Raw genomic sequence first — 24,041 nt, 5'->3', positions numbered from 1 at the left:
GGCTTCGTGAATCGCATCTCAACGAATTTTATAGCGCTTACTTTTAATGCTTAAGCGTATTTTGATAAAAACGCCATTCATCCTCTAGCATTTTTTCCAGACTACGTTTTGGCTGCCAGTGTAAATATTGTTGTGCCTTATCTACGACTGCACCTAACTGATCTAACTCAGGATATTCATAATGAATTGCAGGAACTGTAGCAATTTCAGTGTCAGTGACTTCACTAATACGTGCAAGTAATTGTTGAATTGAAACCACTTCTCCCGCAATATTAAAAGCTTCACAGCTATGCGTTTGCTCAAATAACCAATGCAGGCTTGCAATCACAGCATCACAGGCATCGAGTACGTGCACAAAGCTACGTTCTACAGTTTGATCTGCAGTATTAGCTTGCTGACGTAATTCAATCGCTTCACGCTGCTGTACTGCGACTTGCATCGCCAAAGGAATAATATTTTTAGGTAACGGAGCAACGACTTCACCTAAAATGCCGTGTTCAAATGCACCTGCTATATTACTCAAGCGCAAAATAGCAATATTCCATTCATTATCGGTTCTAAAAGTATCGCGGATGATTTCTTCAACCATCTGCTGAGATTTCACATACGGATTGGCATAGGTGTAATTAAAACTCTGGCTTTCTTCCAGATTCAATCCTGACTTGCCATAGACCGCTATACTTGAAAGATGCACTAAACGACGCACACCTGTACGTTGCATGGAACGCAATAAACTCATAATACAACTGACGTTATCGTTATAATATTCCAGTGGTTTAAGCACCGATTCTTCTAAAGATTTAAACCCTGCACAATGCACCACCGCAATAATCGAATATTGTTCAAAAACTTTGTTCAGCGCAGGCGTATTTCTTACATCCAGTTTGGCAAAAGGCACATAACGCCCTGCAATATATTCAAGTCGCTCTAAAGTCTGCATACTTGCATTGGATAAATTATCTACAATAATGACCTCTTGCCCTTGAGCCATTAGGCTTAATGCAATGTGTGAGCCTATAAAGCCTAAACCACCAGTCACTAAAATCATTTATACTACCTTTTTTTATAAAGTCTGAATGCGCCTTGGCACATTGCATTAGTGAATTTTGATGAGCACCTTATTACTAATAACCTCCGCACCAACCTCTATTCATGCATGGCATGCACTCGGTCTTGCTCAAGCCTTACAACAGAAAAATGAGGCTTTTCGTGTGTTTTTTTATCAAGATGGCGTTGCTGTAGCGAATGAGTTGCAATGGGTACCCGATGATCAACGCAACCTCAAAACAGAATGGCAAAAATTGTCTATTCGTTTACCCGTATGTGTAAGTGCCGCACTGGCACGTGGTATTAGCGATGCAGACAATGCCAAACGCCATCAACTGAGCCAACACAATTTAGCCGCAGGCTTTGAATTGGTTGGCTTGGGCGAACTGGCCGATGCAGTGCAAAGCACAGAACGCCTGATTCAATTTTAAGCGATTCATTTTGTAAATCTGTTGCATTTAAAAGGTAAATTGTGTGAAAACTGTACTCGTGGTTTTACGTCAGGCCAATTTAAACAGCTTACAAGTGCATGAAAGCTTGTCTGCAACAATGGTACTGGCAACTTTTGGTTGTGAAGTCAAAGTGTTATTACAAGATGCGGCATTAAGCCTATTACAGTCGGAACTGGCATTTGATTCACTAAAACATGCTTTTAAAGTGGCATCCAATTTGGTCGATAGCTTTGAGTTTTATGACCTCAGCCCAATTTTGATTGAAAATAAACATGCTAACTCGCCGTTTATCAAAAATACGGTACATGAGATTGAATGGGTGGAACTGAATCGGGAGCTGATTCAAACCTTTGATCGAGTTTTATATTGGTAGGCTGATCGGTGGTTTAACAATCTGATTGATCATTTGACCATATCTAAACATCTAAAGAGAAAAACATGTCTGACGCAAATTTATATTTAATCCAAGCGAGCTTTGATAGCACCGCAACAATTTTAGCAGAGCTAAATGCCCTGTACGCTCCGCAAGATAGCGTTGTACTTATGGGTGATGCGGTATTGCACCAGCAACATCCACTCTGCGCCCAGCTAGACAAAATATATGTACTGGAAAATGATGCAGAAATATTGAATGGTCATTTGGCAAAAAACGTACAGCCGATTGATTATGCAGCTTTTGCAACGCTGTGTTTAGCACATCAGCGCTGTATCAGCTTAAAATAGCAAGCCGTAATGATATGAAACCAATGCAAAGCATTTTTAAGGGTGAATGAAACAAGAGATGACACTAGAATTAGATCAAGATGGACATTTGCTGGATTACACTGTCTGGAATGAACAAGTGGCGCAAGAATTGGCGCAAAGTTTAGAGCTTGAACTCACAGCTTGGCATTTTGAAGTTTTGCACGCTGTACGCCAATTTTATCAGCAATTTGGACACTCACCTGCAACCCGTCCTTTAATCAAATTTTTAATGAAAACTGTAAGCCCAGAGATTAACAACGCTGTTTTGCAGGAAAAATTTAATACAGGTTTGGTGGCACGGCATTTAAGTCGTTTAGCGGGTATTCCTAAACCAGCCAACTGCTTATAGACAAACTGTTGCTGATTAATACAGCACTGATTTAGGCTTGTTTTAAATTCTGCTGTGCTTGGATGTACTGATAATACACTGGGGTAAAATGTGGTTTTACTTGCTTGGCATGCAGTTCTTCACCACATTCCGAACATACCACGACAGGTTGAAACGTCTTAGCACAATTTTTATGGATGTATTCCACAGGCTTACCTAAACCTTGATCCATCCATTTATCTGCCCAATTTGCCATAGACAGCATTAAGGGATAAAGCTCCAAGCCCTTCTCTGTCAATTTATATTCAAAACGTTCTTGGCGCTCTACATAAGGCACTTTGACTAAAATTTCATGTTCCACCAAACGCTTTAAACGATCTGACAATACATGCCGCGTTACGCCCAAATGTTGTTGAAAATCATCAAAGCGACGCATGCCCATAAAGGCATTACGAATAATCAGCATCGTCCAACGGTCACCAATCACCGACAAGGTTCGTGCAATCGAACAAGGCTGCTCGCCAATTTCATCCCATTTCATCTATGTCGCCTATCCCTCAGTTCACTACCTGCAAGTTAAAAGATTCTACAGTCTTTGCAAAGTTAGTTTTGCATGAAAATTGATAAAAAATGAAGTATGACTTCACAATCTGCTTAAAAGGAATCCCCAGTTTTTGGGGCTTTATACACCTGCATCTTCAATCTTTAAATTTGCTATTCACTTATAAGGCAGATCACACTATTTAGATGTAGCTCCTGCACAAAAAACTTGTTCAGTCATACCTGAAGCCGTGAAACTGTTGTGCTGCTGTTCTAAATAACGCTTTGCCACCATTAACATCACAGGTGCAGGATACAAGTTTGGATTGTACTCGGAAATTTCAGCAATATTTTTATAGGCGTGATAGCGTGCACAAAATGCCTGTTTTTGTTGTTCTGCCGTTGCTTGGCTCGTAGGATCATCCAATATTTTTTTGCTGTCATTCACAATTTGCGTGTATTGATTTAACAAATCTTGATATTGTGTTTGGGTCAACCCATTGGCTGTATGTGGAATTGTAATAGGTGTAGATGATGCTTCAAGTGCCAACTGCTGCGCTTGAATACCTTGTGCCATTACGCTCAGACTTTGCAGTCCAAGCATAATGCTCACCGATATTTTTGCCATGTTCGACATGCGCATAAGCTTAAGACTCATCGCCTTCTTTCCAGACATCTTCATAGTCATCAGCATCAATCATAAAGCGGTAGCCTTGTTCTAAAGCCAGATATGGAAGCACGTCAGGCAAAATATCTTGCAACTCGCGCACAGGCATGGTTTCAAAGTTCACTTCATCTTCACCCAATTCACCGCCATAAATGTACCACGCGACTTTTTCTTCACCTTCTGGCGCTTTACGCAAGCCCACAATTGGGTCTTTATTTAAGGTCTGGACTGCAACTGCGACAACATCATCGCCACTCACTGCAATATAGGCTGAACCAAATTCTTCACAGAGCAGTTTTTGTTCTTCTATCAATTCTGCCAAGGCTGAGTTTTTTTGCTTTTGCTGTGGTTTAGACATGACAATTCTCTAAGATAAGCTGTGAGTATTCTAACGAGATTGTACGGATAGAGAATCTTTATTTTTATATTTCTGAGATGCTCAAATGAAGTGCAACGGATATGACATGAATTTGAAATTACTTAGCTTTGAAATATGATGCTACGCCCAAATAACCAACATTGCCGCAAGCACGACCAATCCCAATCCCCAATGATCGGTACGAGCAAGTTTTTCTTTAAAGAAATACGCTGAAATAAGTAAGCTGAATAATATTTCAATTTGTCCGAGTGTTTTCACAATCGCCACAGTTTGCATACTCATGGCATTAAACCAGCCCAATGATGCTAAAAAACTGCAGACGCTCACTTTAAAAGTTAATCCAACCCGCTGCCACATGGCATATAAGGTATGTCGTTTAAATATGCCTAAAAAAGCCAATAAGATAAAACATTGTAAGCCAATAACCCACACCAAAACCCATGCAGCACGATGAATAAACGGTAAGAAATCGAGTTCTAGACTGGCTTCACGCACCAATAAAGAAGTCACCGCGAAGCTGAGTCCACTACCGATTCCAATGGCTAAAGTCGTGAATGAAAAATCACTGCGTTGATTGCCTTTACTGAGTAGAAATACCGCAATACCGCCTATCGCAACGCCGAACCAAGCCAATGCACTTAAATGTTCTTGTAAGAAAATCACGCCTACAATTGCGGCTAAAACTGCTTCACTTTTGGCAAGCCCGACACCTACTGCGTAATTTTTTTGTTGAAACAGTTTTACCATTAAAGCCGTGGCTAAAATCTGACACACTGCTGCAATAATGATATACAGCCAAAACACCGAACTAAAATGTAGTTTGGCTTGAACAGGCTGCTGCCATTGTAAAATGCTTAAATACGCCAATGCAAAAGGCAAGGCAAAAATAAAACGTGCCAAAGTCACGCCATAAACATCTACACTTGTGCTGAGTTGTTTTTGAAAGGCATTGCGCCATGCCTGCATAAATGCAGCCATTAAGGTAAAGAGCACCCAACTCGAAATCATTGCAACCACAAATGCTTTACTGATAAAGTTATAATTTACGCCTATTCCGTTATTTTTGCGATCTTTATTGCTTTTGAGTTATGCGCTTACGATCTCTTTTATAAACAAAAAAAACATTCATTAAAATTCAAATGAATGTTTTTCATATCTTGAAGCGATTATAGGTGTGCTGTTATTCAAAAACTGTTTAGAACTTATCTAAATTCACCACAACAGCCACGCCGATACAAAATAAAGCTACATACACGGTAAACCAAATAATCATGTGCTTAAATGCTTTGTCTGAAATACTGCTATCGGCATATTTCTGTGGTTTGCGTGAGTTATCTTCTTGCATATCGACTCCAATCTAGCCAGATTATGGGGATATACAGATTATGTAAAATTCTAAAGCATTGCTGTAGATACAAAATATTCATTAAAAACTATAACAGTTGATTTTAGATACATGCCAATCTGTTATAAAAACAGAAATTATTTAATGTTTTAAACCTAAAAATAGATCAAAATAAGTAACAGCTGCAAAAAATGCTTGAGTCATACCATGTATAAATCTGAACAATTGGCGTTGAACATTCGGCAACTCATTGAAAATGGTGCATGGAAAGCACATAGCAAGTTACCTTCGTTAAGAGAACAATCACAAATCAGTGGTTATAGCTTAATGACCGTGCTAAACGCTTATCAAGAACTTGAAGCTCAGGGATTGGTTTACGCTAAACAAAAGTCGGGGTTTTATGTCGCAGAACGTCTCAATCAAACTGAACGACCTGTACCAAGCAGTTTGAGTTTAAATGCACATATTCAAATGAACTCTTTGGTCTTTGGCTATTTAAAATCAATTCAGTCTGCAGATGTCAGTCCTTTAGGCTCTGCCTTTCCCAATGCAGAATTACTGTTTAACCCAAAGTTAATGCAAATTTTAGCGCAGCACGCCAAGCGAAAAAGCAGTTATTTTAGCCACGACCACATGCCACCGGGCAATTATGAATTAAGAACCATAATTGCAAATCGCTACTGTTTACAAGGCATACCCACCCATGCAAATGACATTGTCATTACATCTGGCGCATTAGATGCGCTCAATTTGTCATTACAAGCTTTGACCAAACCTGGAGATTTTATTCTATTACAAGAAACTATTTTTTATGGTGCATGGCAAGCGGCTGAACGTCTTGGTTTACAGGTGATTACCATTCCAGAACACCCTGTTTCAGGTTTCGATTTAGACTCATTTGAACAAGCCTTAAAACAATACCCAATTAAAGTCTGCTGGTTGATGTTGAATATTCATAACCCTATTGGCTTTAGTGTCAGAGATGAAATTAAGCAACGTATTGCGAGTTTGCTTGAAGAATATCAAGTGTATTTAATTGAAGATGATGTCTATCAAGAATTGTATTACGGAACGCAAAAACCGCTACCCATGAAGTATTTTGACCGACAACAACGGGTACTGCACTGCGCTTCTTTTTCTAAAACTTTGGGTTCTGCTGTGCGGGTTGGTTGGGTTTATGCAGGACAATTTTCCAATGCTATTCAGCATTTGCAACTCATGAGCACGGTTTCTGCAAGTCCCTTACTGCAAAACACTTTGGTCGATTTTCTGTCACATCATCATTATGAAAAACATTTGCGTCAATTACGCAAGCAATTAGAAAAACACAAAAAAGTGTTTTATCAGCAGTTGAAACAACGCTTAAACCCAACCTGCAAAATTCACTACTATTCTAGTGGATACTTTTTATGGATTGAACTGCCTGCATATATAGATGGCTATACGATTTATCAGCTATTGATTCAAAACAAGATTGGCATTGCGCCAAGTCAGTTATTCCGTTCTGAACAGGTCAGCCAGAACTTTATCCGTTTAAACTGCTCTTTTGCTTGGAACAGTGATATTGCTGCTGCATTGGATGTTTTGTCTGAGGTGATACAACAGCACATCACGCAATATACTCATGCCTAATTGCCAAGCCGATCACCCGACAATAAAAAAAGAGCTGAGTTTTTGGCTCAGCTCTTTTGTGGTTTACAGTACAATTTTAGAAGTTATAAATTGCGACTGCATTGATTCGGTTATCTTCACCTGTTTTGCTGCCATTTGCTGCTTCACCAAATGCTTCACGCTCACCATAAACATATTCTAAACCAAAGCTTAACGGTTTACGTGGGCTATAGAATACGTTTGCCCAAGCTTGCCATAAGTCTTTGTTAATCGTGGTTGTGTCTTTCGTTGCTGCAATGTAGTTAGGGTCTTTGTCAAAACTCATATAACCATAACCCAAAGTGCCATGCACTTTGTCACCAAACTTTTGTGTAATACCGACCATAATTGAATCGAATTCACTTTGCGCTGCGATAGCACTCGTTGCAGTAATCGCACCTTTGTCATCAAGGTTAGTAACAGCAACACCTTTGTTGGTAAATGATACAAAGCTGCTATCACCTTTTACATGGTAATAATCGGCTTTTAAAGTCGTGCCCGGTACAACATCGTATTTAGCACCTACACCGACACCCCATGCCATTTCTTCATCAGAATTGACACGTTTTTCATGTCCCATCGCACGTACGCTGACATTTAAATTATCTGCAAATTGATGATTTAAACGCGCAGTTAATGCAGGTAAACGCTGGTTGATTGAACTGTCTTTAGGGTCTTCAGCTGCAACCACCAAATTGGTTTGTGGGCTAAACTTTGTTGTATAGCGTACTTGTGGTGTACGTTTCACCGCACCACCAACATACGCCAAAGCATCAATGGTTTCTGGCATATAGTCTGGAATCGCAAAGTTTGACCAAGTTTGACCAATTAACCAGTTGCCGTAGTTCAAGTAAGCATGACGAATACGTAAGTTATCAAGATTTGCTCCACCCAAGAAGTCAACTTCAAGTTTACCTTTTACGTCTTGTTCACCCACAGGGCTTTTAAAATCTAAACCTAAACGGGTTGCAGAAAGTGTTGATCTTAAACGATCACTTTGTTCTTTATTGCCTTCAAGTGGTACACCGTTAATTTGGTTATACGGCATATCTTTAGCGCCACCTTCTACCTGATAAGAAGCATCTAAACGCACATTACCATATAGATTAAATTCGGCACCTTTGGCAGTTTTTAACACAGGATTAGCAACTGGCGCTGCTGCAGTACGTTGCACATTGGCAATTGCTGTTGCAGTTTGTGCATTTTGTACTTTTTGCTGCTCAATCAAACCACGTAAAGCCTGAACTTCTTGTCTAAGTTGTTCAATTTCTTTTTGCTGTTGAGTTTGCGCTTGTGCTGCAACACTCATACCGCCCATGCTCAATGCAATCATGCTCATCATGAGCGTACGCTGCATTGTTGGTCGAACCGTTGTAGATTGAAAATGTGTAGATTGGGTTAATATTTTCGCGTTCATCCTAAACTCGCTTGTTATTGTGCCATCAAATTCTAGCAACAGATCACCATCTCTTACGATGGCGATCTATATCATTGATGACTGTAGATTAATGGAAAGGTAAAGAAATTATTGGGTTGCTTTTTGTGCGACTGGATTGCTTTCTACAGCAGGCTCCGCAGCGGCTTTAGCTTCTACAGACGTTTTTAAATTCACCATGAAGATTGCTAAGGCAGCAATTACACCTGGAATCGCAATAGCAAAGAAGTTCATTTGGTGCGGTAAATTCATGGTTAATAGTGCACCTGTGAGTACTGGCCCAACGATTGCACCGATGCGACCAATACCTGACGCCCAGCCCATACCTGTAGAACGTACAGTAGATGGGTAATATTGTGCGACGAAAGTATAAAGCAAGATTTGTGAACCAATTGTCGCTGCACCTGCAACTGCAATTAAGGTATACAACACGATTTGCGGGCTGTTGAAACCAAGTAGAATTAACGCTGCTGCACCACAGATAAACATAATGGTCAGTACTTTTTTGATATGGAAACGGTCAGCCAGCGCACCACCACCAATCGCGCCAATCATCCCACCAATGTTCAAGGCGAATAAGAAGATCATACTTGCACCAAGTGAGTAACCTGCTTGGATCATCAATTTTGGTAACCAGCTGCCCAAAGCATAAACCATTAACAAGCACATGAAGAATGCGATCCAGAACATGAACGTACTGAACATACGGCCTTGCTGGAACAATGCTTTTACAGGTGCTTCATCGCCTTTAGTCACTTCATTCAGTACAAACTCAGTGTCACCATTTAATTGTTGGCTTGGTGAAATTTTTTGCACAATGCTGCGAGTTTGCTCAATTTCTTTCTTGTTGGTCAAATACATGAGTGACTCAGGCAAGAATTTCCAAATTAATGGTAAAGCCACCAATGGAATAATTGCGATGTAAAACATGATTTTCCAACCAAACTCTGGCACTAACCATGCACCCAACAATGCTGATGTCATACCACCAATCGCATAACCACTGAACATAAGTGCAACTAAAGTACTACGAATACGCTTTGGCGCATATTCAGTCATTAATGCCACTACGTTTGGCATTACACCGCCAATACCTAAGCCTGCAAGGAAACGTAAAATACCAAATTCAACAGGGTTAGTCGCAAATGCGCCAAAGAAGGTAAAGCCACTAAAAATAGCCACACAGATCATAATGGTTTTTTTACGACCCAACTTGTCCGATAACGTACCGAAGGTCATGGCACCAAACATCATGCCAAACAATGCCGTACTGGCCAGTAAACCTGCTTGTACCGCACTGAGCGCCCACTCTTGCATAAGTAATGGTAATGCAACCCCATAAATGACCAAATCGTAACCGTCAAAAATAATGATCATCAAACACCAAAACAATACGCCCCAATGGAATGGCGTGAACTTGGCCTCGTCAATCAAGGTATTAATATTAATTTTATTGCTTTGCATCTTGCTTCACCTCCTAATTGTGAAGTCCGTTACTCCAACTCAGATGCACACAATGAATAATAAGTTAAAATTTGTCCAAAACTGAATAGGCATGGATACATACCTAAAAAGTCTATAATTTGTAAAATATTGATTTTAAAATAGATAAAAATAACAAGGCGAAAAAAATACTGTAATGTGATGCTTAAAAAAGTTTTTCAGGCAATTCACATAACAGTATTTTGTTAAAAATATCTGTGCTTTTATATAAAAAATATAGTTATAAATATTTGTTTTATATGGCTTTACTAGAATACATTGCGATCATAAGTAAATGCTTCCAAATCATAAACTTGATAAATGCAGTCAAACAAAGATCGAATGTCTTCACTTTCATCCATATTACGAATTGCCATAAACACAGGACTTACAGCCGAGTCATCTAATAAAGGTATAAAGTGCAAATGTGCCAAATGAATACTTTGTGCGCTTTCTGGCACGATACACAAGCCCTCACCTGCAGCAACAAAACCCAACGCCAATTGTAATTCACGCACTTCACGAATTTTGCGAGGTTCTAAACCATACTCAGAAAACACGCCACGAATTTGGGTAGAGAAGTTTGGCTTGTTGTGATTTGGATATAAAAATACTTGTTGATCAACAACATCCGCCAAATATACACCTTCTTTTTGTGCCGCAAATGGGTGGCTCGAATGTACTGCAACCATCAAGCGTTCTTCACGTAATAAGATACGTTTAACTGCAGGATCAGAAATTCTTAAGCGTCCAAATCCAACATCTATGCGCCCTTCTTTAAGTGCCTGAATTTGGTCATTGGTGGTCATTTCCACCATTTCTATTTTTAAATGCGGATGCTGCTGCTTAAACAAATACACAATTCTTGACAATAATCCGAACAATAAAGAACCAACGAAGCCAATAGTCACAGTACGACCAGCAATACCGACACGTTTTGTCATCGACTTGATTTCTTCCGCATTAGACAAAAGTTTAACGGCATGTTGGTAAAAGAATTGGCCTGCTTCGGTGGTCTTAAGCGGTCTACTTCCACGCTCAAATAGTTGAATTCCAAGCTCTTGTTCTAAATTTTGGATCTGTCTGCTCAAAGGTGGTTGAGCAATAAAGAGTTTTTCTGCTGCCTTGGTGAAACTTTGCTCTTCTACAACAGCAACAAAATAACGTAAATGTCTGAGTTCCATAGCTCAAAATACCTTTTAAGTATAAAAAAATGCATATTTGATCTTCGACCAATGCAATTTATTCTTTTAAGGTATATCACATAACTGTAATAAAGCAATGATATGAAGGGCAAACCATGTATAAGTCAGTAGAAACTTTGCTGGTGGAAATACCAACCATCCGTCCACACAAGATGGCGGTTGCAACCATGCAAACCCAAACCCTTGTATTAGTCAAAATCACCACTGAAGATGGTTTTGTTGGCTGGGGCGAAGCAACCACGATTGGCGGCTTGGGCTATGGTGAAGAAAGCCCAGAAAGCGTAAAAACCAATATCGAAACATATTTCGCATCATTGCTAAAAACTTTAGCTGGCTTGAATGTTGCGCAAACTTTACAGGTCATTAAAAAGAATATCAATGGCAACCGTTTCGCGAAATGTGCCATTCAAACTGCTTTATTAGATATTCAAGCGCAGCGCTTAAACCAACCTTTAAGTGAAATTTTAGGTGGTCGCCTACGCAACTCGGTTCCTGTGTTATGGGTACTTGCATCTGGCGATACAGAAAAAGACATCGCTGAAGCACAAAAAATGATTGCGGCTAAACGCCACAACACATTCAAGCTCAAAATCGGTTCACGCCCAGTAGAGCAAGATGTAGAACACGTATTGGCAATCAAACAAGCATTGGGTAAAGACGTTTCTATTCGTGTAGACGTAAACCGTGCTTGGTCAGAACTTGAAGCAATTAAAGGCATCCAGCTTTTACAAGATGGTGGTGTCGATTTAATTGAACAACCATGTGCAATTGACAACATTGATGCCATGGAGCGTTTAACACGTAAATTTGATATTGCCATCATGGCAGATGAATCATTGATGGGCCCACAAAGCGCTTATCAATTGGCAAAACGTAATGCTGCATCTGTATTTGCAGTTAAAGTTGCCCAATCTGCGGGTCTAATCGAAGGTTGTGAAGTTGCAACAATTGCACAGTTGGCAGGCATCGACCTATATGGCGGCACAATGCTTGAAGGCCCTGTCGGCACGATTGCATCTGCGCATGTGTTCTCGACCTTCCAGAATTTAGCTTATGGCACAGAATTATTTGGTCCGTTATTGCTGACCGAAGAAATTTTAAAAACTCCACTTCAGTACCAAGACTTTGAATTACACCTTCCAACAGGTGCAGGTTTAGGTATTGAGTTGGATGAAGACAAAATTGACAACTTGCGTCGTCAGTAATTAGGAGAAACCCATGCTTTTCCACGTACGTATGGATGTAAACATTCCATTGGATATGCCAGCAGAAACTGCTAACGAAATTAAAGCCGTTGAAAAAGCATATTCGCAGGAATTACAGCGTCAAGGTAAATGGCGTCATATTTGGCGTATTACTGGCCAGTATTCAAACATCAGTATTTTTGATGTTGAGAGCAATGAAGAACTGCACAACATTCTGCAAGGTCTTCCGCTCTACCCTTACATGAATATTGAAGTGATGGCATTGAACCGCCACCCTTCATCAATTCGTGAAGATGACACCTGATTTAATTCGGAAACTGGAGTAAGCACCTTACTCCAGCACCAAAGTAAACATTTAGCAAACCAAGTAAACAAGGAAAGTGGCAGCCAATTATCTCGTTTTTAGTCCAGAGATATTCGCCACCAAAGCACACCTCCAAGGAGAATGAAAATGAATCGCCAAGAAATTGATGCATTAGTTAAGCAAATGAACGTTGATACAGCGACAGGCCCTGTAGATGAACGTGTACAACAAGTTGTTGTGCGTTTATTGGGTGACCTTTTCCAAGCGATCGAAGATCTTGATATTTCTCAGTCAGAACTGTGGAAAGGTCTGGAATACTTTACTGATGCCGGTCAAGCGAACGAATTAGGTTTATTGGCTGCAGGTTTGGGTCTGGAACACTACCTAGACTTACGTGCTGATGAAGCGGATGCTAAAGCAGGCATTACTGGCGGTACGCCACGTACGATTGAAGGTCCACTTTATGTCTCTGGCGCACCTGAAACAGTAAGCTTTGCGCGTATGGACGATGGTTCTGAAGAAGGCAAAATCCCGACGCTGATCATTGAAGGTACAGTGACTGATACTGACGGCAACCGTGTTGAAGGTGCTAAAGTTGAAATCTGGCATGCCAACAGCCTAGGCAACTACTCATTCTTTGACAAGTCACAGTCAGACTTTAACCTGCGTCGCAGCATCATTACCGCTGCCGATGGTCAATATACTGCATTGACGACAATGCCAGTGGGTTATGGCTGCCCTCCAGAAGGTACAACTCAGTTTGTACTGGACAAGCTAGGCCGTCACGGTAACCGTCCATCGCACGTACATTACTTCGTATCTGCACCAGGTTACCGCAAGCTGACTACTCAATTCAATATTGAAGGCGACCAATACCTGTGGGATGACTTTGCATTCGCGACTCGTGAAGGTCTGGTGGCAACTGCGGTTGACGTGACTGATGAAGCTGAAATTGCAAAACGTGGTCTGAAAGGTCCTTTCAAACACATCCAGTTCAACATTGTTCTTCAGAAAGATCAAGCTGGCGTTCCTTCTACTGAAGTTGAACGTCGCCGCGCAAGCGCATAATTTGAAATGGAATCGGGATGTGGTCGTTGCCCCATCCCGATGACTGCCCTCCTTGGAAAGTCGGAGAAAGGACATGCCTCGTATTCCTGTTATCAATACTAGCCACTTAGACCGTATTGACGAATTATTGGTTGATGATTTTGAATCTGGTGAATTTAAATTACACCGTTCAGTATTCACAGACCAAGCCCTGTTTGACCTAGAAATGAAATACATTTTTGAAGGCAACTGGGTTTATTTGGCACATGAAAGCCAAATTCCAAACAACAATGACTACTACACCACTTACATTGGTCGTCAGCCAATCATCATTGCGCGTAACCGCAATGGCGAATTGAATGCCATGATCAACTCGTGTTCACACCGTGGTGCACAATTATGTCGTTACAAGCGTGGTAACAAAGCAACTTATACTTGCCCATTCCACGGTTGGACTTTCAACAACTCTGGTAAGTTGTTAAAAGTGAAAGACCCAGCAGATGCAGGTTATTCAGATTGCTTTAACAAAGACGGTTCACACGACTTGAAAAAAGTTGCCCGCTTTGAAAGCTATAAAGGTTTCTTGTTTGGTAGCTTAAACCCAGATGTTCCTTCTTTAGAAGAATACCTAGGCGAAGCGACTAAAATCATTGACATGATTGTGGGTCAATCTCAACAAGGTCTTGAAGTTTTACGTGGTTCTTCGACTTACACCTATGAAGGTAACTGGAAGTTAACTGCTGAAAACGGTGCCGATGGTTACCACGTGTCTGCAGTACACTGGAACTACGCTGCAACAACTCAGCAACGTAAAGAAAAAGAAGCTGGCGATAACATCCGTGCAATGAGCGCAGGTTCATGGGGCAAACAAGGCGGTGGTTCTTACGGCTTTGAAAATGGTCACATGCTCCTTTGGACTCAATGGGCTAACCCAGAAGACCGTCCTAACTTTGCCAAGAAAGATGAATACACCGAGCAATTCGGTGAAGCAATGGCGAAATGGATGATCGAGCGTTCACGTAACTTGTGTATCTATCCAAACGTGTACTTCATGGATCAGTTCGGTTCACAAATTCGTGTGTTACGTCCTCTTTCTGTCGATAAGACTGAAGTGACAATTTACTGTATCGCACCTGTAGGTGAAGAGCCAGAAGCACGCGCACGCCGTATTCGTCAGTACGAAGACTTCTTTAACGCATCAGGTATGGCTACACCAGACGATCTTGAAGAATTCCGTGCATGTCAAGTTGGCTACGCAGGTATCGCACTTGAGTGGAACGATATGTGCCGTGGTTCTAAGCATTGGATCCAAGGTCCAGACGATGCTGCAAACGAAATCGGTTTAAAACCAAAACTTTCAGGTATTAAAACTGAAGACGAAGGTTTATACCTTGCTCAGCACCAACACTGGTTAGAACTCATCAAACAAGGCATCGCAACTGAAAAAGAAATTGCGGCATCTACTGAAGGAGAAAACGCATGAGCGACATCACTTTAGAAAAAGTTGCGCAGTTCCTTTATCAAGAAGCTCGCTTTTTAGATGATGAGCAATGGGATGAGTGGTTACAGTGCTACGCTCCTACTGCTTCTTTCTGGATGCCAGCTTGGGATGACGATGACCAATTAACCACAGATCCACAGTCTGAAATATCTTTGATTTACTACCCAGACCGTCAAGGTTTGGAAGACCGTGTGTTCCGTATCAAAACTGAACGTTCGTCTGCAACCATGCCAGACACACGTACGAGCCACAACATCAACAACATTGAAATTGTTGAACGTGATGGCAATAAAGTGACTGTACGTTTTAACTGGAACACCTTGAGTTTCCGTTACAAAACCAACTACAGCTACTTTGGTATGTCACGCTACGAAATCGACTTTTCTGGCGACAAACCACAAATTTTAAGCAAGTACGTGGTGCTGAAAAACGATTACATCAACCAAGTAATCGACATTTATCACCTCTAAGACTGTATTCATTTACAGCAAGGTAAAAACCTTTCAGCCAGATGGAATCTTGGCTGAAAGGTCTAGTTTCAAAGATTTATATAGGATATTCAGCCATGTCAAACCACAATGTTGCACTTCAATTTGAAGATGGCGTTACACGTTTTATTTCTGTTACAGATGGTGAAACACTGTCAGACGCAGCTTACCGTCAAAAGATCAATATTCCTTTGGACTGCCGTGACGGTGCATGTGGAACGTGCCGTGCGTTTTGTGAATCAGGTTCGTATGACATGCCTGAAGAAACTTATATTGAAGATGCATTGACACCAGAAGAAGCTGAACAAGGCTACATTCTTGCATGCCAATGTAAACCAACTTCTGACGCAGTATTCCAAATTCAAGCAACTTCTGATGTATGTAAAACTGAAATTCATGCATTTGAAGGTACTTTGGCTCGTGTCGAAAACTTATCTGACTCGACCATTACTTTTGACATTCAGTTAGATGAAGGTCAACCAGACATTCACTTCCTTGCAGGTCAATACGTGAATGTGGGTATTCCTGGTACAACAGAAACCCGTTCATATTCTTTCAGCTCTAAGCCTGGTAACCGCTTAACTGGTTTTGTAGTACGTAACGTACCAAACGGCAAAATGAGCGAATTCTTAAGCCAAAATGCCAAAGCTGGCGACAAAATGACCTTTACGGGTCCATTTGGTAGCTTCTACTTACGTAATGTAGCACGCCCTGTAGTGATGTTAGCAGGTGGTACAGGTATCGCACCATTTATGTCTATGCTGCAAGTACTTGAAGAAAAAGGTTCTGAGCACCCTGTACGTTTAGTTTTTGGTGTGACCAATGACTTTGACTTGGTTGCAATTGAAAAATTAAACGAACTACAAGAAAAATTCTCTTGGTTCGAGTACCGCACTGTAGTGGCAAATCCAGAATCTGCACACGAGCGTAAAGGTTACGTGACTGGCCATATCGAAAACGAATGGCTCAACGGTGGTGATGTAGACATCTACCTATGTGGTCCAGTGCCAATGGTAGAAGCGGTACGTGGCTGGTTAGATGCAGAAGGTGTTAAACCTGCAAGCTTCCTATTTGAAAAATTCTCTGCCAACTAAGTTTGTTATACAGTCTAGAAACATAGTCGGAGAATACAATGAATCGCACAAAAAGATTTGAAAACAAAGTTGTAATCGTGACTGGTGCCGCTCAAGGCATTGGTCGCGGTGTGGCTTTACAAGTGGCGAGTGAAGGTGCCCAAGTGGTTATGGCAGACCTTTCTCCCTATGTAGAAGAAGTGTTGGCCGAAATTGAAGAACACGGTGGCGATGCAGTAACCGTAAAAGCCAACCTTGAAACTTTTGCAGGTGCAGAATCTGTGGTTGCTAAAGCACTTGAAACCTATGGTCGTGTTGATGTGCTCATCAACAACGTAGGCGGTGCAATTTGGATGAAACCTTTTGAAGAATTTTCTGAAGAAGAAATTATCAAAGAAGTGAATCGTTCATTGTTCCCTACTATGTGGTGCTGCCGCGCAGTATTGCCTGAAATGGTGAAAAACCAGAAAGGTACCATTGTAAACGTATCTTCAATTGCAACACGTGGTATTAACCGCGTGCCATATTCGGCGTCTAAAGGTGGTGTAAACGGTTTAACCGCTTCCCTCGCCTTTGAACATGCCAAAGATGGTATTCGTGTGAATGCTATTGCAACTGGCGGTACAGAAGCGCCACCACGTAAAGTGCCACGTAATGCCAACCCACTTTCAGAATCTGAAAAAGAGTGGATGCAACAAGTGGTCGATCAAACCATTGATCGTACCTTCTTGGGTCGCTATGGCACCATTCAGGAACAAGTGAATGCGATTCTGTTCCTTGCTTCTGATGAGTCATCGTACATGACAGGTACCGTTGTACCTGTAGGTGGTGGTGATCAGGGCTAAGCCAAGATCATGACCAACTTCAACAGGATCATTGCTTGACGCAAGGAGGCAAATCGTCAATGAGTCACCTGTTCCAAACTTTAAAAAATGACTGGTCAATTTCAGCCACTGTTGCAGGATTCTTAGCAGTGCTGATCTCCTATTCAGGGCCATTGATCATCTTTTTCCAAGCGGCACAGCAAGCCCAAGTTTCCCCAGATATGATGATTTCATGGATTTGGGGAATTTCTATTGGTGCTGCTGTCGCAGGTATCTTTTTGTCCATTAAATACAAAGTGCCTGTGGTCACCGCTTGGTCTGCACCCGGTACCGCATTGCTGGTCACACTGTTTCCCGATATTACCCTAAATGAAGCAGTTGCAGCCTACATCACCTCTGCTGTGGTGATTTTTTTGATTGGAATCACAGGTTATTTTGACAAACTCCTGTCTTGGATTCCGCAAGAAGTCGCAGCAGGCATGATGGCAGGTATTTTGGTTCAATTTGGCTTAGGCTTATTTACTGCAACCGATACCCTGCCATACATTGTATTTGGGATGCTAGCGGTATTTTTATTGGCAAAGCGTTTTAGTCCACGTTATGCCATGATTTGGGTGCTTGCTGCAGGCATTATACTCAGCTTAATGCTCGGTAAAATTAACCCTGTCACCACCAATTTTAGTTTGGCAATTCCACAGTTTATTGTTCCTGAATGGACGTGGAATTCAACCTTAAACTTGGCATTACCTTTAATTTTAGTCAGCTTGTCTGGACAGTTTTTACCGGGCATGGCAATTATTAAAATTAGCGGTTATGACATGCCTGCTAAGCCTATTATTAGTGCGACCAGTATCGCTTCTCTTGCCGTTGCATGTGTAGGAGGAATTACCATTGTACTTGCCTCTATTACTGCAGCATTATGCTTAGGTAAAGATGCGCACGAACTGAAAGAAAAGCGATATATTGCAGGTGTTGCAAACGGTATTTTCTATATTTTAGGTGGGTTATTTGCGGGTAGCATCGTCATGCTATTTAGCCTATTGCCCAAAGAACTGATTGCAGCGTTGGCTGGACTTGCACTTTTAGGTGCAATTGCCACCAATATTTCAGTTGCAATGAGTAAAGAATCACAGCGTGATGCAGCCCTCATCACCTTTTTAGCAACCGCCTCTGGCATGCAGTTTTTAGGGCTAAGTTCTGTATTTTGGGGTATCTGTATTGGTTTGATCGCACATTGGGTATTAACCAAACGCGACAGCTCAGCAGCACCCCTACCTTCAACTCAAAGTTCCAAAAGTTAATGGACAGGCAATTGTCTAGGACACATTATGATTGATAAAAGTCAAACTTCTTTAACAGAAGTCCTTTCGCAAATTAAAGATGGTTCAACCATCATGATTGGTGGTTTTGGTACCGCAGGTCAGCCAGCGGAACTCATTGATGGTTTGATTGAACTTGGCATCAAAGATTTAATTATTGTAAACAACAACGCAGGTAATGGTGACTACGGTTTAGCGAAACTGCTAAAAGCTGGCGCGGTACGTAAAATTATCTGTTCATTCCCACGTCAGTCTGACTCTTGGGTATTTGATGAACTTTACCGCGCAGGCAAAATCGAGCTTGAACTGGTGCCGCAAGGTAACTTGGCATGCCGTATTCAGGCTGCAGGTATGGGTCTAGGTCCAATCTATACCCCTACAGGTTTTGGTACTTTACTTGCAGAAGGCAAACCAACCTTAAATTATGAAGGTAAAGACTACGTACTAGAAAACCCAATCCGCGCAGACTTTGCTTTAATTAAAGCACAGCAAGGCGACCGTTGGGGTAACTTGGTGTACCGTAAATCTGCACGTAACTTTGGCCCAATCATGGCGATGGCTGCCGATGTGACAATTGCACAGGTTTCTGAAGTGGTTGAGTTAGGCGCGTTAGATCCTGAACACATCATCACTCCGGGTATTTTCGTTCAGCACGTTGTTGCCGTTGGCGCAAAACAACCTGAACAATCTGCATAACTGTCACGTGAAGGAGAACATCATGAGCTATACCAAATTAACACGTGATCAAATCGCTGAACGTGTGGCACAAGACATTCCAGACGGTGCTTATGTCAACCTCGGCATTGGCTTACCAACTAAAATTTCAAACTACCTGCCTTCAGACAAAGACGTATTCTTACACTCTGAAAACGGTTTATTGGCTTTCGGTCCACCACCTCCTGCAGGTGAAGAAGACCCTGAGTTAATCAACGCAGGTAAAGAATTCGTGACCATGCTAACAGGCGGCTCATTCTTCCATCATGGTGACTCTTTTGCCATGATGCGTGGCGGTCACTTAGACATCGCAGTATTGGGTGCATTCCAAGTGGCTGAAAATGGCGACTTGGCAAACTGGCACACAGGTGCGCCAGATGCGATTCCTGCTGTTGGTGGCGCAATGGACTTAGCCGTTGGTGCGAAAAAAGTCTTTATCACAACCGATCACGTCACCAAAAAAGGTGAACCAAAAATCGTGGCTGAATTGACTTACCCAGCAACTGGCTTGAAATGTGTAGACCGCATTTACACTGACTTATGTGTGATTGACGTAACTCCTGAAGGCATGAAAGTTCTTGAAAAAGTTGAAGGCTTGAGCTTTGAAGAATTACAGTCATTGACTGGTGCAAAGCTGATTGATGCGACTCAGGCTTAATCGTCTTTAAATATAATTTTTAATCCCCCTAAATCCCCCTTTTTCAAAGGGGGACTTCCATCAAGTAATTTTAGGTGGGAATCTCCTCCCTTTTTTAAAGGGAGGTTGGGAGAGATTAAGATATTTGGAAAATAAAATATGAAAAACGCATATATCGTCGATGCCATCCGTACCCCATTTGGTCGTTATGCAGGTGGTTTAGCTCCAGTCCGTGCTGATGACTTAGGCGCATTACCGATCAAAGCACTTATGCAACGCAATCCATCTGTAAACTGGGAACAAGTTGATGACGTGATTTACGGCTGTGCCAACCAAGCAGGTGAAGACAACCGTAACGTGGGTCGTATGTCTGCACTTTTAGCAGGTTTACCGTACCAAGTGCCAGCAACCACTGTAAACCGTTTATGTGGTTCATCGCTAGACGCAATTGCAATGGCCGCACGTGCAATTAAAGCAGGTGAAGCAAACCTGATTATTGCAGGTGGTGTTGAATCAATGAGCCGCGCTCCATTTGTGATGGGTAAATCAGAATCTGCTTATGGTCGTAGTCAAAAAATTGAAGACACCACAATGGGCTGGCGTTTCATTAACCCGAAACTCAAAGAAATGTACGGCGTAGAAACTATGCCGCAAACTGCTGAAAATGTAGCGGAACAGTTCAATATTAACCGTGCCGATCAAGACTTGTTTGCTCTAACCAGCCAACAACGTACTGCTGCTGCACAAGCACGCGGTTTCTTTGACAAAGAAATTATTGCAGTGGAAATTCCACAACGTAAAGGCGAGCCTGTCGTTGTTGCTGCAGACGAACATCCACGTGCATCAACCACAGCAGAAGCATTGGCAAAATTAAAGCCAGTGGTAAAAGCAGACGGTACTGTGACTGCAGGTAACGCGTCAGGTATTAACGATGGTGCGGCTGCCCTACTGATTGCTTCTGAAGAAGCGGTTGCACAACACGGCTTAAAACCACGTGCCAAAATCATTGCTTCAACTGTTGTTGGTGTTGAACCACGTATTATGGGCTTTGGTCCTGCGCCTGCAATCAAAAAATTGTTGGCACAAACAGGTTTGACCATTGAACAAATGGACGTGATTGAACTGAACGAAGCCTTTGCTGCACAAGCATTAGCATGTACTCGTGACTTAGGCATTGAAGATGGTTCAGAGAAAGTCAATCCAAACGGTGGTGCAATTGCTTTAGGTCACCCACTTGGTGCATCTGGTGCGCGTTTAGTCACTACAGCACTGAACCAACTTGAACAAACTGGCGGTAAATACGGTTTATGTTCAATGTGTATTGGTGTTGGTCAAGGTATTGCTTTGATTATTGAACGTGTTTAATCCTCATTAAAAGTTCCCCTTTCATAAAGGGGGATTTAGGGGGATTTATAAGATTAAGGATTTAAAAAAAATGCCAACTTTTACCTCAAATGATGCGCAAATCAATTACCAAACTTTTGGTGATGCTACAAAACCTGCACTGATTTTTTCAAACTCGCTGGGTACAAACTTCAAAATGTGGCAAGCACAGATTGATTTTTTCCAGCAAGACTTTTTTGTAATTTGCTACGACACACGTGGTCACGGTGCATCATCAGCTCCGCAAGGTCCATATAGCATTGATCAATTGGGTCAAGATGTTGTAAATCTACTCGATCACTTAAATGTTGAAAAAGCGGCATTCTGTGGTATTTCTATGGGCGGTTTAACAGGTCAATGGTTAGCGATTCATCGCCCTGAACGTTTTAATCAGGTGGTGGTGTGTAATACTGCGGCAAAAATTGGTCAAGAACAGGCTTGGAATGACCGTGCCGCATTGGTACGTGAACAAGGTTTACAACCGATTGCTTCGACTGCAGCATCACGCTGGTTTACTGAACCCTTTATCCAAAGCAACGCGACAGTGGTCAACAATCTTCAAAACGACTTGGCAGCTGGCAGCGCCGAAGGTTATGCGAGCTGTTGCGAAGCTTTGGCTAAAGCGGATGTACGTGAACAACTTAAAGACATCACTGTGCCTGTTTTAGTGGTTGCAGGTCAGCAAGACCCTGTGACAACAGTTGTCGATGGTCAATTTATGGTTGAACGTATTGCCAATAGCCAATTGTTTGAAATCAATGCATCGCACATTTCTAACGTAGAATTGCCAAATGAATTTAACCAAGCAGTGAAGCAGTTTATCCAAGCATAAAACTTCATTGTTATTGTTAATAAGTTAAAAGTTAAAAAAATAGAGTTCTTTCGAGAACTCTATTTTTTATAGATGAATCTGCAGTTAGACGAGCTGGACTTAAACTAACTCCACCGCAATCGCTGTGGCTTCACCACCGCCAATACATAAAGATGCCACGCCTTTTTTCGCGCCTATACGTTGCAATGCATGAATGAGCGTCACAATAATACGTGAACCTGAAGAACCTAGAGGATGCCCCAAAGCACATGCACCACCCTGAATATTCACTTTGGCAGGGTCTAAATCAAAAGCATCTATCGCAAGCATGGTTACCATGGCAAAGGCTTCATTAATTTCCCACAAATCTACATCGGCAACCGACCACCCTGCTTTATCTAGCACTTTTTGAATCGCCCCTACAGGAGCAAGAGTAAACTCAGAAGGATGTTGTGAATGTGTCGCGTATGCCACAACTTTTGCAAGCGGTTTTAAGCCACGCTCTGCCGCAACCACATCTGATGTAATCACCAGAGCAGATGCGCCATCTGAAATAGAGCTGGCATTGGCGGCTGTAATCGTGCCATCTTTTTTAAATGCGGGACGCAAACTGCTAATTTTATCGACTTTGGCATTTAACGGTTGTTCATCCTGATCGACAATCACATCACCTTTACGTGAATGAACAGTGACAGGCACGATTTCATTTTTAAAATAACCGTTTTGAATGGCTTCTACCGCGCGGTTTAAAGAGCGAATTGCGTATTCATCCTGCTGCTCACGGGTATAGTTTTTCTTGTCTGCCATGTCTTGCGCCAGCACGCCCATCGACAAGCCTGTTTCAGCATCTTCTAAACCTTCCTGAAACATGTGGTCTGTGACTTTGCCGTGTCCCATACGGAAACCTGCACGTGCTTTATCTAGCAAATACGGCGCATTCGACATAGATTCCATACCGCCAGCGACCACAATCTGCGCTGAACCTGCCTGAATAGCATCGGCTGCCTGCATAACAGCTTTCATGCCAGAGCCACAAATTTTATTGATGGTGGTTGCACCTGTACTATCGGGTAAACCCGCTTGACGCATCGCCTGACGTGCAGGGCCTTGCTTCAAACCTGCAGGCAATACACAACCAAAAATTACTTCATCAATGTCAGTCCCACTTAAACCTGCACGTGCAACTGCGTGTTGAATTGCAACCGCGCCTAAATCGGGTGCTATACAACTTGCCAGTGAACCTTGAAAGCCGCCCATTGCGGTACGTACAGCATCTACAATTACAATCATTTTTAGTCCCTTATTACCGTCTTTTTAAAGTGATTACCGTAAAAGCCATGCTTTTTAAAATTACAAATAACATCCCTGTGAGTTAGCAAGTAATTCACGTTAAATGTAAATCAAAAGATGAGCATTGCAATCTCGCAAAGTGCTGAATTGCTATGCTTGATTGATCTTAGA

The 24,041-nt window shown here is 41.8% G+C and carries 27 protein-coding genes; 17 read left to right on the top strand and 10 right to left on the bottom strand.

Annotated features, from left to right (window positions below):
• Positions 1-43: 43 nt before the first annotated feature.
• Positions 44-1,048, bottom strand: coding sequence for an SDR family NAD(P)-dependent oxidoreductase (locus tag FTT74_RS09960; RefSeq protein ID WP_096902815.1), 1,005 nt, complete (start codon positions 1,046-1,048; stop codon positions 44-46).
• 61 nt (positions 1,049-1,109) lie between these two features.
• On the opposite strand from FTT74_RS09960, the gene tusD reads away from it, so the two are divergent.
• From tusD to FTT74_RS09940, 4 genes are all read left to right on the top strand, one after another.
• Complete coding sequence (gene tusD, locus FTT74_RS09955; protein WP_154320742.1) at positions 1,110-1,478, top strand: sulfurtransferase complex subunit TusD; 369 nt, start codon at positions 1,110-1,112, stop codon at positions 1,476-1,478.
• A gap of 43 nt (positions 1,479-1,521) precedes the next feature.
• The gene (locus FTT74_RS09950; protein WP_004973555.1) at positions 1,522-1,872 is read left to right on the top strand and encodes a hypothetical protein; all 351 of its coding nucleotides are present in this window, start codon (positions 1,522-1,524) and stop codon (positions 1,870-1,872) included.
• Positions 1,873-1,937: 65 nt separating this feature from the next.
• Entirely contained in the window at positions 1,938-2,222 is a 285-nt protein-coding gene (locus FTT74_RS09945) for a DsrH/TusB family sulfur metabolism protein (protein ID WP_179988975.1), read from the top strand.
• 58 nt (positions 2,223-2,280) lie between these two features.
• Positions 2,281-2,592, top strand: coding sequence for a TusE/DsrC/DsvC family sulfur relay protein (locus FTT74_RS09940; RefSeq protein WP_026438386.1), 312 nt, complete (start codon positions 2,281-2,283; stop codon positions 2,590-2,592).
• 31 nt (positions 2,593-2,623) lie between these two features.
• Here the strand turns inward: FTT74_RS09940 and FTT74_RS09935 are convergent, their stop codons facing one another.
• The 5 genes from FTT74_RS09935 to FTT74_RS09915 all read right to left on the bottom strand — a co-directional run bounded on the left by FTT74_RS09935 (position 2,624) and on the right by FTT74_RS09915 (position 5,502).
• A complete protein-coding gene (locus tag FTT74_RS09935; protein WP_004973550.1) occupies positions 2,624-3,112 on the bottom strand; it encodes a helix-turn-helix domain-containing protein in 489 nt (162 codons plus the stop codon).
• A gap of 198 nt (positions 3,113-3,310) precedes the next feature.
• Positions 3,311-3,769: a hypothetical protein gene (locus FTT74_RS09930; RefSeq protein ID WP_026438387.1), complete on the bottom strand. Its 459-nt coding sequence runs from the start codon at positions 3,767-3,769 to the stop codon at positions 3,311-3,313.
• Complete coding sequence (locus tag FTT74_RS09925) at positions 3,759-4,136, bottom strand: hypothetical protein (protein ID WP_096902818.1); 378 nt, start codon at positions 4,134-4,136, stop codon at positions 3,759-3,761. Before FTT74_RS09925 ends, FTT74_RS09930 begins: the two co-directional genes overlap by 11 nt.
• Positions 4,137-4,277: 141 nt before the next feature.
• Positions 4,278-5,165: a DMT family transporter gene (locus FTT74_RS09920; RefSeq protein WP_131261930.1), complete on the bottom strand. Its 888-nt coding sequence runs from the start codon at positions 5,163-5,165 to the stop codon at positions 4,278-4,280.
• Positions 5,166-5,352: 187 nt separating this feature from the next.
• Positions 5,353-5,502, bottom strand: a complete 150-nt coding sequence (locus tag FTT74_RS09915) for a hypothetical protein (protein ID WP_004973540.1) — start codon at positions 5,500-5,502, stop codon at positions 5,353-5,355.
• A gap of 207 nt (positions 5,503-5,709) precedes the next feature.
• Between FTT74_RS09915 and FTT74_RS09910 the strand changes: the two genes are divergently transcribed.
• On the top strand, positions 5,710-7,134 hold the full coding sequence (locus FTT74_RS09910; protein WP_179988976.1) for a PLP-dependent aminotransferase family protein: 1,425 nt from the start codon (positions 5,710-5,712) through the stop codon (positions 7,132-7,134).
• A gap of 76 nt (positions 7,135-7,210) precedes the next feature.
• Here the strand turns inward: FTT74_RS09910 and FTT74_RS09905 are convergent, their stop codons facing one another.
• The 3 genes from FTT74_RS09905 to FTT74_RS09895 all read right to left on the bottom strand — a co-directional run bounded on the left by FTT74_RS09905 (position 7,211) and on the right by FTT74_RS09895 (position 11,253).
• Complete coding sequence (locus FTT74_RS09905) at positions 7,211-8,569, bottom strand: DcaP family trimeric outer membrane transporter (RefSeq protein ID WP_179988977.1); 1,359 nt, start codon at positions 8,567-8,569, stop codon at positions 7,211-7,213.
• Between the two features lie 108 nt (positions 8,570-8,677).
• On the bottom strand, positions 8,678-10,051 hold the full coding sequence (locus FTT74_RS09900; RefSeq protein WP_163145796.1) for an MFS transporter: 1,374 nt from the start codon (positions 10,049-10,051) through the stop codon (positions 8,678-8,680).
• A gap of 287 nt (positions 10,052-10,338) precedes the next feature.
• Complete coding sequence (locus FTT74_RS09895; protein ID WP_179988978.1) at positions 10,339-11,253, bottom strand: LysR family transcriptional regulator; 915 nt, start codon at positions 11,251-11,253, stop codon at positions 10,339-10,341.
• Between the two features lie 116 nt (positions 11,254-11,369).
• On the opposite strand from FTT74_RS09895, the gene FTT74_RS09890 reads away from it, so the two are divergent.
• From FTT74_RS09890 to pcaD, 12 genes are all read left to right on the top strand, one after another.
• Positions 11,370-12,479: a muconate/chloromuconate family cycloisomerase gene (locus tag FTT74_RS09890; RefSeq protein WP_004973532.1), complete on the top strand. Its 1,110-nt coding sequence runs from the start codon at positions 11,370-11,372 to the stop codon at positions 12,477-12,479.
• Positions 12,480-12,492: 13 nt separating this feature from the next.
• Positions 12,493-12,783: a muconolactone Delta-isomerase gene (gene catC / locus FTT74_RS09885; RefSeq protein ID WP_096901615.1), complete on the top strand. Its 291-nt coding sequence runs from the start codon at positions 12,493-12,495 to the stop codon at positions 12,781-12,783.
• A 147-nt stretch (positions 12,784-12,930) separates the two neighbouring features.
• A complete protein-coding gene (gene catA, locus FTT74_RS09880; protein WP_004973528.1) occupies positions 12,931-13,851 on the top strand; it encodes a catechol 1,2-dioxygenase in 921 nt (306 codons plus the stop codon).
• A 73-nt stretch (positions 13,852-13,924) separates the two neighbouring features.
• A complete protein-coding gene (benA, locus tag FTT74_RS09875; protein ID WP_167846022.1) occupies positions 13,925-15,313 on the top strand; it encodes a benzoate 1,2-dioxygenase large subunit in 1,389 nt (462 codons plus the stop codon).
• Positions 15,310-15,801, top strand: coding sequence for a benzoate 1,2-dioxygenase small subunit (gene benB / locus FTT74_RS09870; RefSeq protein ID WP_004973525.1), 492 nt, complete (start codon positions 15,310-15,312; stop codon positions 15,799-15,801). Before benA ends, benB begins: the two co-directional genes overlap by 4 nt.
• A 95-nt stretch (positions 15,802-15,896) precedes the next feature.
• Complete coding sequence (gene benC, locus FTT74_RS09865) at positions 15,897-16,913, top strand: benzoate 1,2-dioxygenase electron transfer component BenC (protein WP_019837573.1); 1,017 nt, start codon at positions 15,897-15,899, stop codon at positions 16,911-16,913.
• A gap of 38 nt (positions 16,914-16,951) precedes the next feature.
• Entirely contained in the window at positions 16,952-17,737 is a 786-nt protein-coding gene (gene benD / locus FTT74_RS09860) for a benzoate diol dehydrogenase BenD (protein WP_004973522.1), read from the top strand.
• Between the two features lie 59 nt (positions 17,738-17,796).
• Positions 17,797-19,017: a benzoate/H(+) symporter BenE gene (benE, locus tag FTT74_RS09855; RefSeq protein WP_096901610.1), complete on the top strand. Its 1,221-nt coding sequence runs from the start codon at positions 17,797-17,799 to the stop codon at positions 19,015-19,017.
• A gap of 27 nt (positions 19,018-19,044) precedes the next feature.
• On the top strand, positions 19,045-19,731 hold the full coding sequence (locus FTT74_RS09850) for a 3-oxoacid CoA-transferase subunit A (RefSeq protein ID WP_104851986.1): 687 nt from the start codon (positions 19,045-19,047) through the stop codon (positions 19,729-19,731).
• 22 nt (positions 19,732-19,753) lie between these two features.
• Positions 19,754-20,407: a 3-oxoacid CoA-transferase subunit B gene (locus tag FTT74_RS09845; protein ID WP_104851987.1), complete on the top strand. Its 654-nt coding sequence runs from the start codon at positions 19,754-19,756 to the stop codon at positions 20,405-20,407.
• Positions 20,408-20,545: 138 nt separating this feature from the next.
• Entirely contained in the window at positions 20,546-21,751 is a 1,206-nt protein-coding gene (gene pcaF, locus FTT74_RS09840; RefSeq protein ID WP_070155120.1) for a 3-oxoadipyl-CoA thiolase, read from the top strand.
• A 70-nt stretch (positions 21,752-21,821) separates the two neighbouring features.
• The gene (pcaD, locus tag FTT74_RS09835) at positions 21,822-22,601 is read left to right on the top strand and encodes a 3-oxoadipate enol-lactonase (RefSeq protein ID WP_096901607.1); all 780 of its coding nucleotides are present in this window, start codon (positions 21,822-21,824) and stop codon (positions 22,599-22,601) included.
• A gap of 99 nt (positions 22,602-22,700) precedes the next feature.
• Here pcaD and FTT74_RS09830 read toward each other — a convergent pair whose 3' ends face one another.
• Positions 22,701-23,870 (bottom strand): thiolase family protein, encoded by a 1,170-nt coding sequence (locus tag FTT74_RS09830; RefSeq protein WP_004973508.1) that lies wholly within the window; start codon positions 23,868-23,870, stop codon positions 22,701-22,703.
• Positions 23,871-24,041 lie beyond the last annotated feature (171 nt).

The organism is Acinetobacter sp. YH01007, assembly GCF_013420425.1.
Taxonomy (GTDB): Bacteria; Pseudomonadota; Gammaproteobacteria; order Pseudomonadales; family Moraxellaceae; genus Acinetobacter; species Acinetobacter towneri.
Note: the sequence above shows the minus strand (reverse complement) of the source record. Positions and strands in the feature narration are given on the sequence as shown.

Bases quoted from the DNA above. Each gene is read 5' to 3' on its own strand.
- FTT74_RS09935 (WP_004973550.1), bottom strand. From the start codon at position 3,112: ATGAAATGGGATGAAATTGGCGAGCAGCCTTGTTCGATTGCACGAACC.
- FTT74_RS09895 (WP_179988978.1), bottom strand. From the start codon at position 11,253: ATGGAACTCAGACATTTACGTTATTTTGTTGCTGTTGTAGAAGAGCAA.
- FTT74_RS09960 (WP_096902815.1), bottom strand. From the start codon at position 1,048: ATGATTTTAGTGACTGGTGGTTTAGGCTTTATAGGCTCACACATTGCA.
- pcaD (WP_096901607.1), top strand. From the start codon at position 21,822: ATGCCAACTTTTACCTCAAATGATGCGCAAATCAATTACCAAACTTTT.
- FTT74_RS09850 (WP_104851986.1), top strand. From the start codon at position 19,045: ATGATTGATAAAAGTCAAACTTCTTTAACAGAAGTCCTTTCGCAAATT.
- catC (WP_096901615.1), top strand. From the start codon at position 12,493: ATGCTTTTCCACGTACGTATGGATGTAAACATTCCATTGGATATGCCA.
- FTT74_RS09890 (WP_004973532.1), top strand. From the start codon at position 11,370: ATGTATAAGTCAGTAGAAACTTTGCTGGTGGAAATACCAACCATCCGT.
- tusD (WP_154320742.1), top strand. From the start codon at position 1,110: ATGAGCACCTTATTACTAATAACCTCCGCACCAACCTCTATTCATGCA.
- benA (WP_167846022.1), top strand. From the start codon at position 13,925: ATGCCTCGTATTCCTGTTATCAATACTAGCCACTTAGACCGTATTGAC.
- FTT74_RS09900 (WP_163145796.1), bottom strand. From the start codon at position 10,051: ATGCAAAGCAATAAAATTAATATTAATACCTTGATTGACGAGGCCAAG.
- benC (WP_019837573.1), top strand. From the start codon at position 15,897: ATGTCAAACCACAATGTTGCACTTCAATTTGAAGATGGCGTTACACGT.
- FTT74_RS09905 (WP_179988977.1), bottom strand. From the start codon at position 8,569: ATGAACGCGAAAATATTAACCCAATCTACACATTTTCAATCTACAACG.
- FTT74_RS09910 (WP_179988976.1), top strand. From the start codon at position 5,710: ATGTATAAATCTGAACAATTGGCGTTGAACATTCGGCAACTCATTGAA.
- FTT74_RS09915 (WP_004973540.1), bottom strand. From the start codon at position 5,502: ATGCAAGAAGATAACTCACGCAAACCACAGAAATATGCCGATAGCAGT.
- FTT74_RS09830 (WP_004973508.1), bottom strand. From the start codon at position 23,870: ATGATTGTAATTGTAGATGCTGTACGTACCGCAATGGGCGGCTTTCAA.
- catA (WP_004973528.1), top strand. From the start codon at position 12,931: ATGAATCGCCAAGAAATTGATGCATTAGTTAAGCAAATGAACGTTGAT.
- benE (WP_096901610.1), top strand. From the start codon at position 17,797: ATGAGTCACCTGTTCCAAACTTTAAAAAATGACTGGTCAATTTCAGCC.
- FTT74_RS09940 (WP_026438386.1), top strand. From the start codon at position 2,281: ATGACACTAGAATTAGATCAAGATGGACATTTGCTGGATTACACTGTC.
- FTT74_RS09930 (WP_026438387.1), bottom strand. From the start codon at position 3,769: ATGAGTCTTAAGCTTATGCGCATGTCGAACATGGCAAAAATATCGGTG.
- benB (WP_004973525.1), top strand. From the start codon at position 15,310: ATGAGCGACATCACTTTAGAAAAAGTTGCGCAGTTCCTTTATCAAGAA.
- FTT74_RS09945 (WP_179988975.1), top strand. From the start codon at position 1,938: ATGTCTGACGCAAATTTATATTTAATCCAAGCGAGCTTTGATAGCACC.
- FTT74_RS09925 (WP_096902818.1), bottom strand. From the start codon at position 4,136: ATGTCTAAACCACAGCAAAAGCAAAAAAACTCAGCCTTGGCAGAATTG.
- FTT74_RS09845 (WP_104851987.1), top strand. From the start codon at position 19,754: ATGAGCTATACCAAATTAACACGTGATCAAATCGCTGAACGTGTGGCA.
- benD (WP_004973522.1), top strand. From the start codon at position 16,952: ATGAATCGCACAAAAAGATTTGAAAACAAAGTTGTAATCGTGACTGGT.
- pcaF (WP_070155120.1), top strand. From the start codon at position 20,546: ATGAAAAACGCATATATCGTCGATGCCATCCGTACCCCATTTGGTCGT.
- FTT74_RS09920 (WP_131261930.1), bottom strand. From the start codon at position 5,165: ATGATTTCGAGTTGGGTGCTCTTTACCTTAATGGCTGCATTTATGCAG.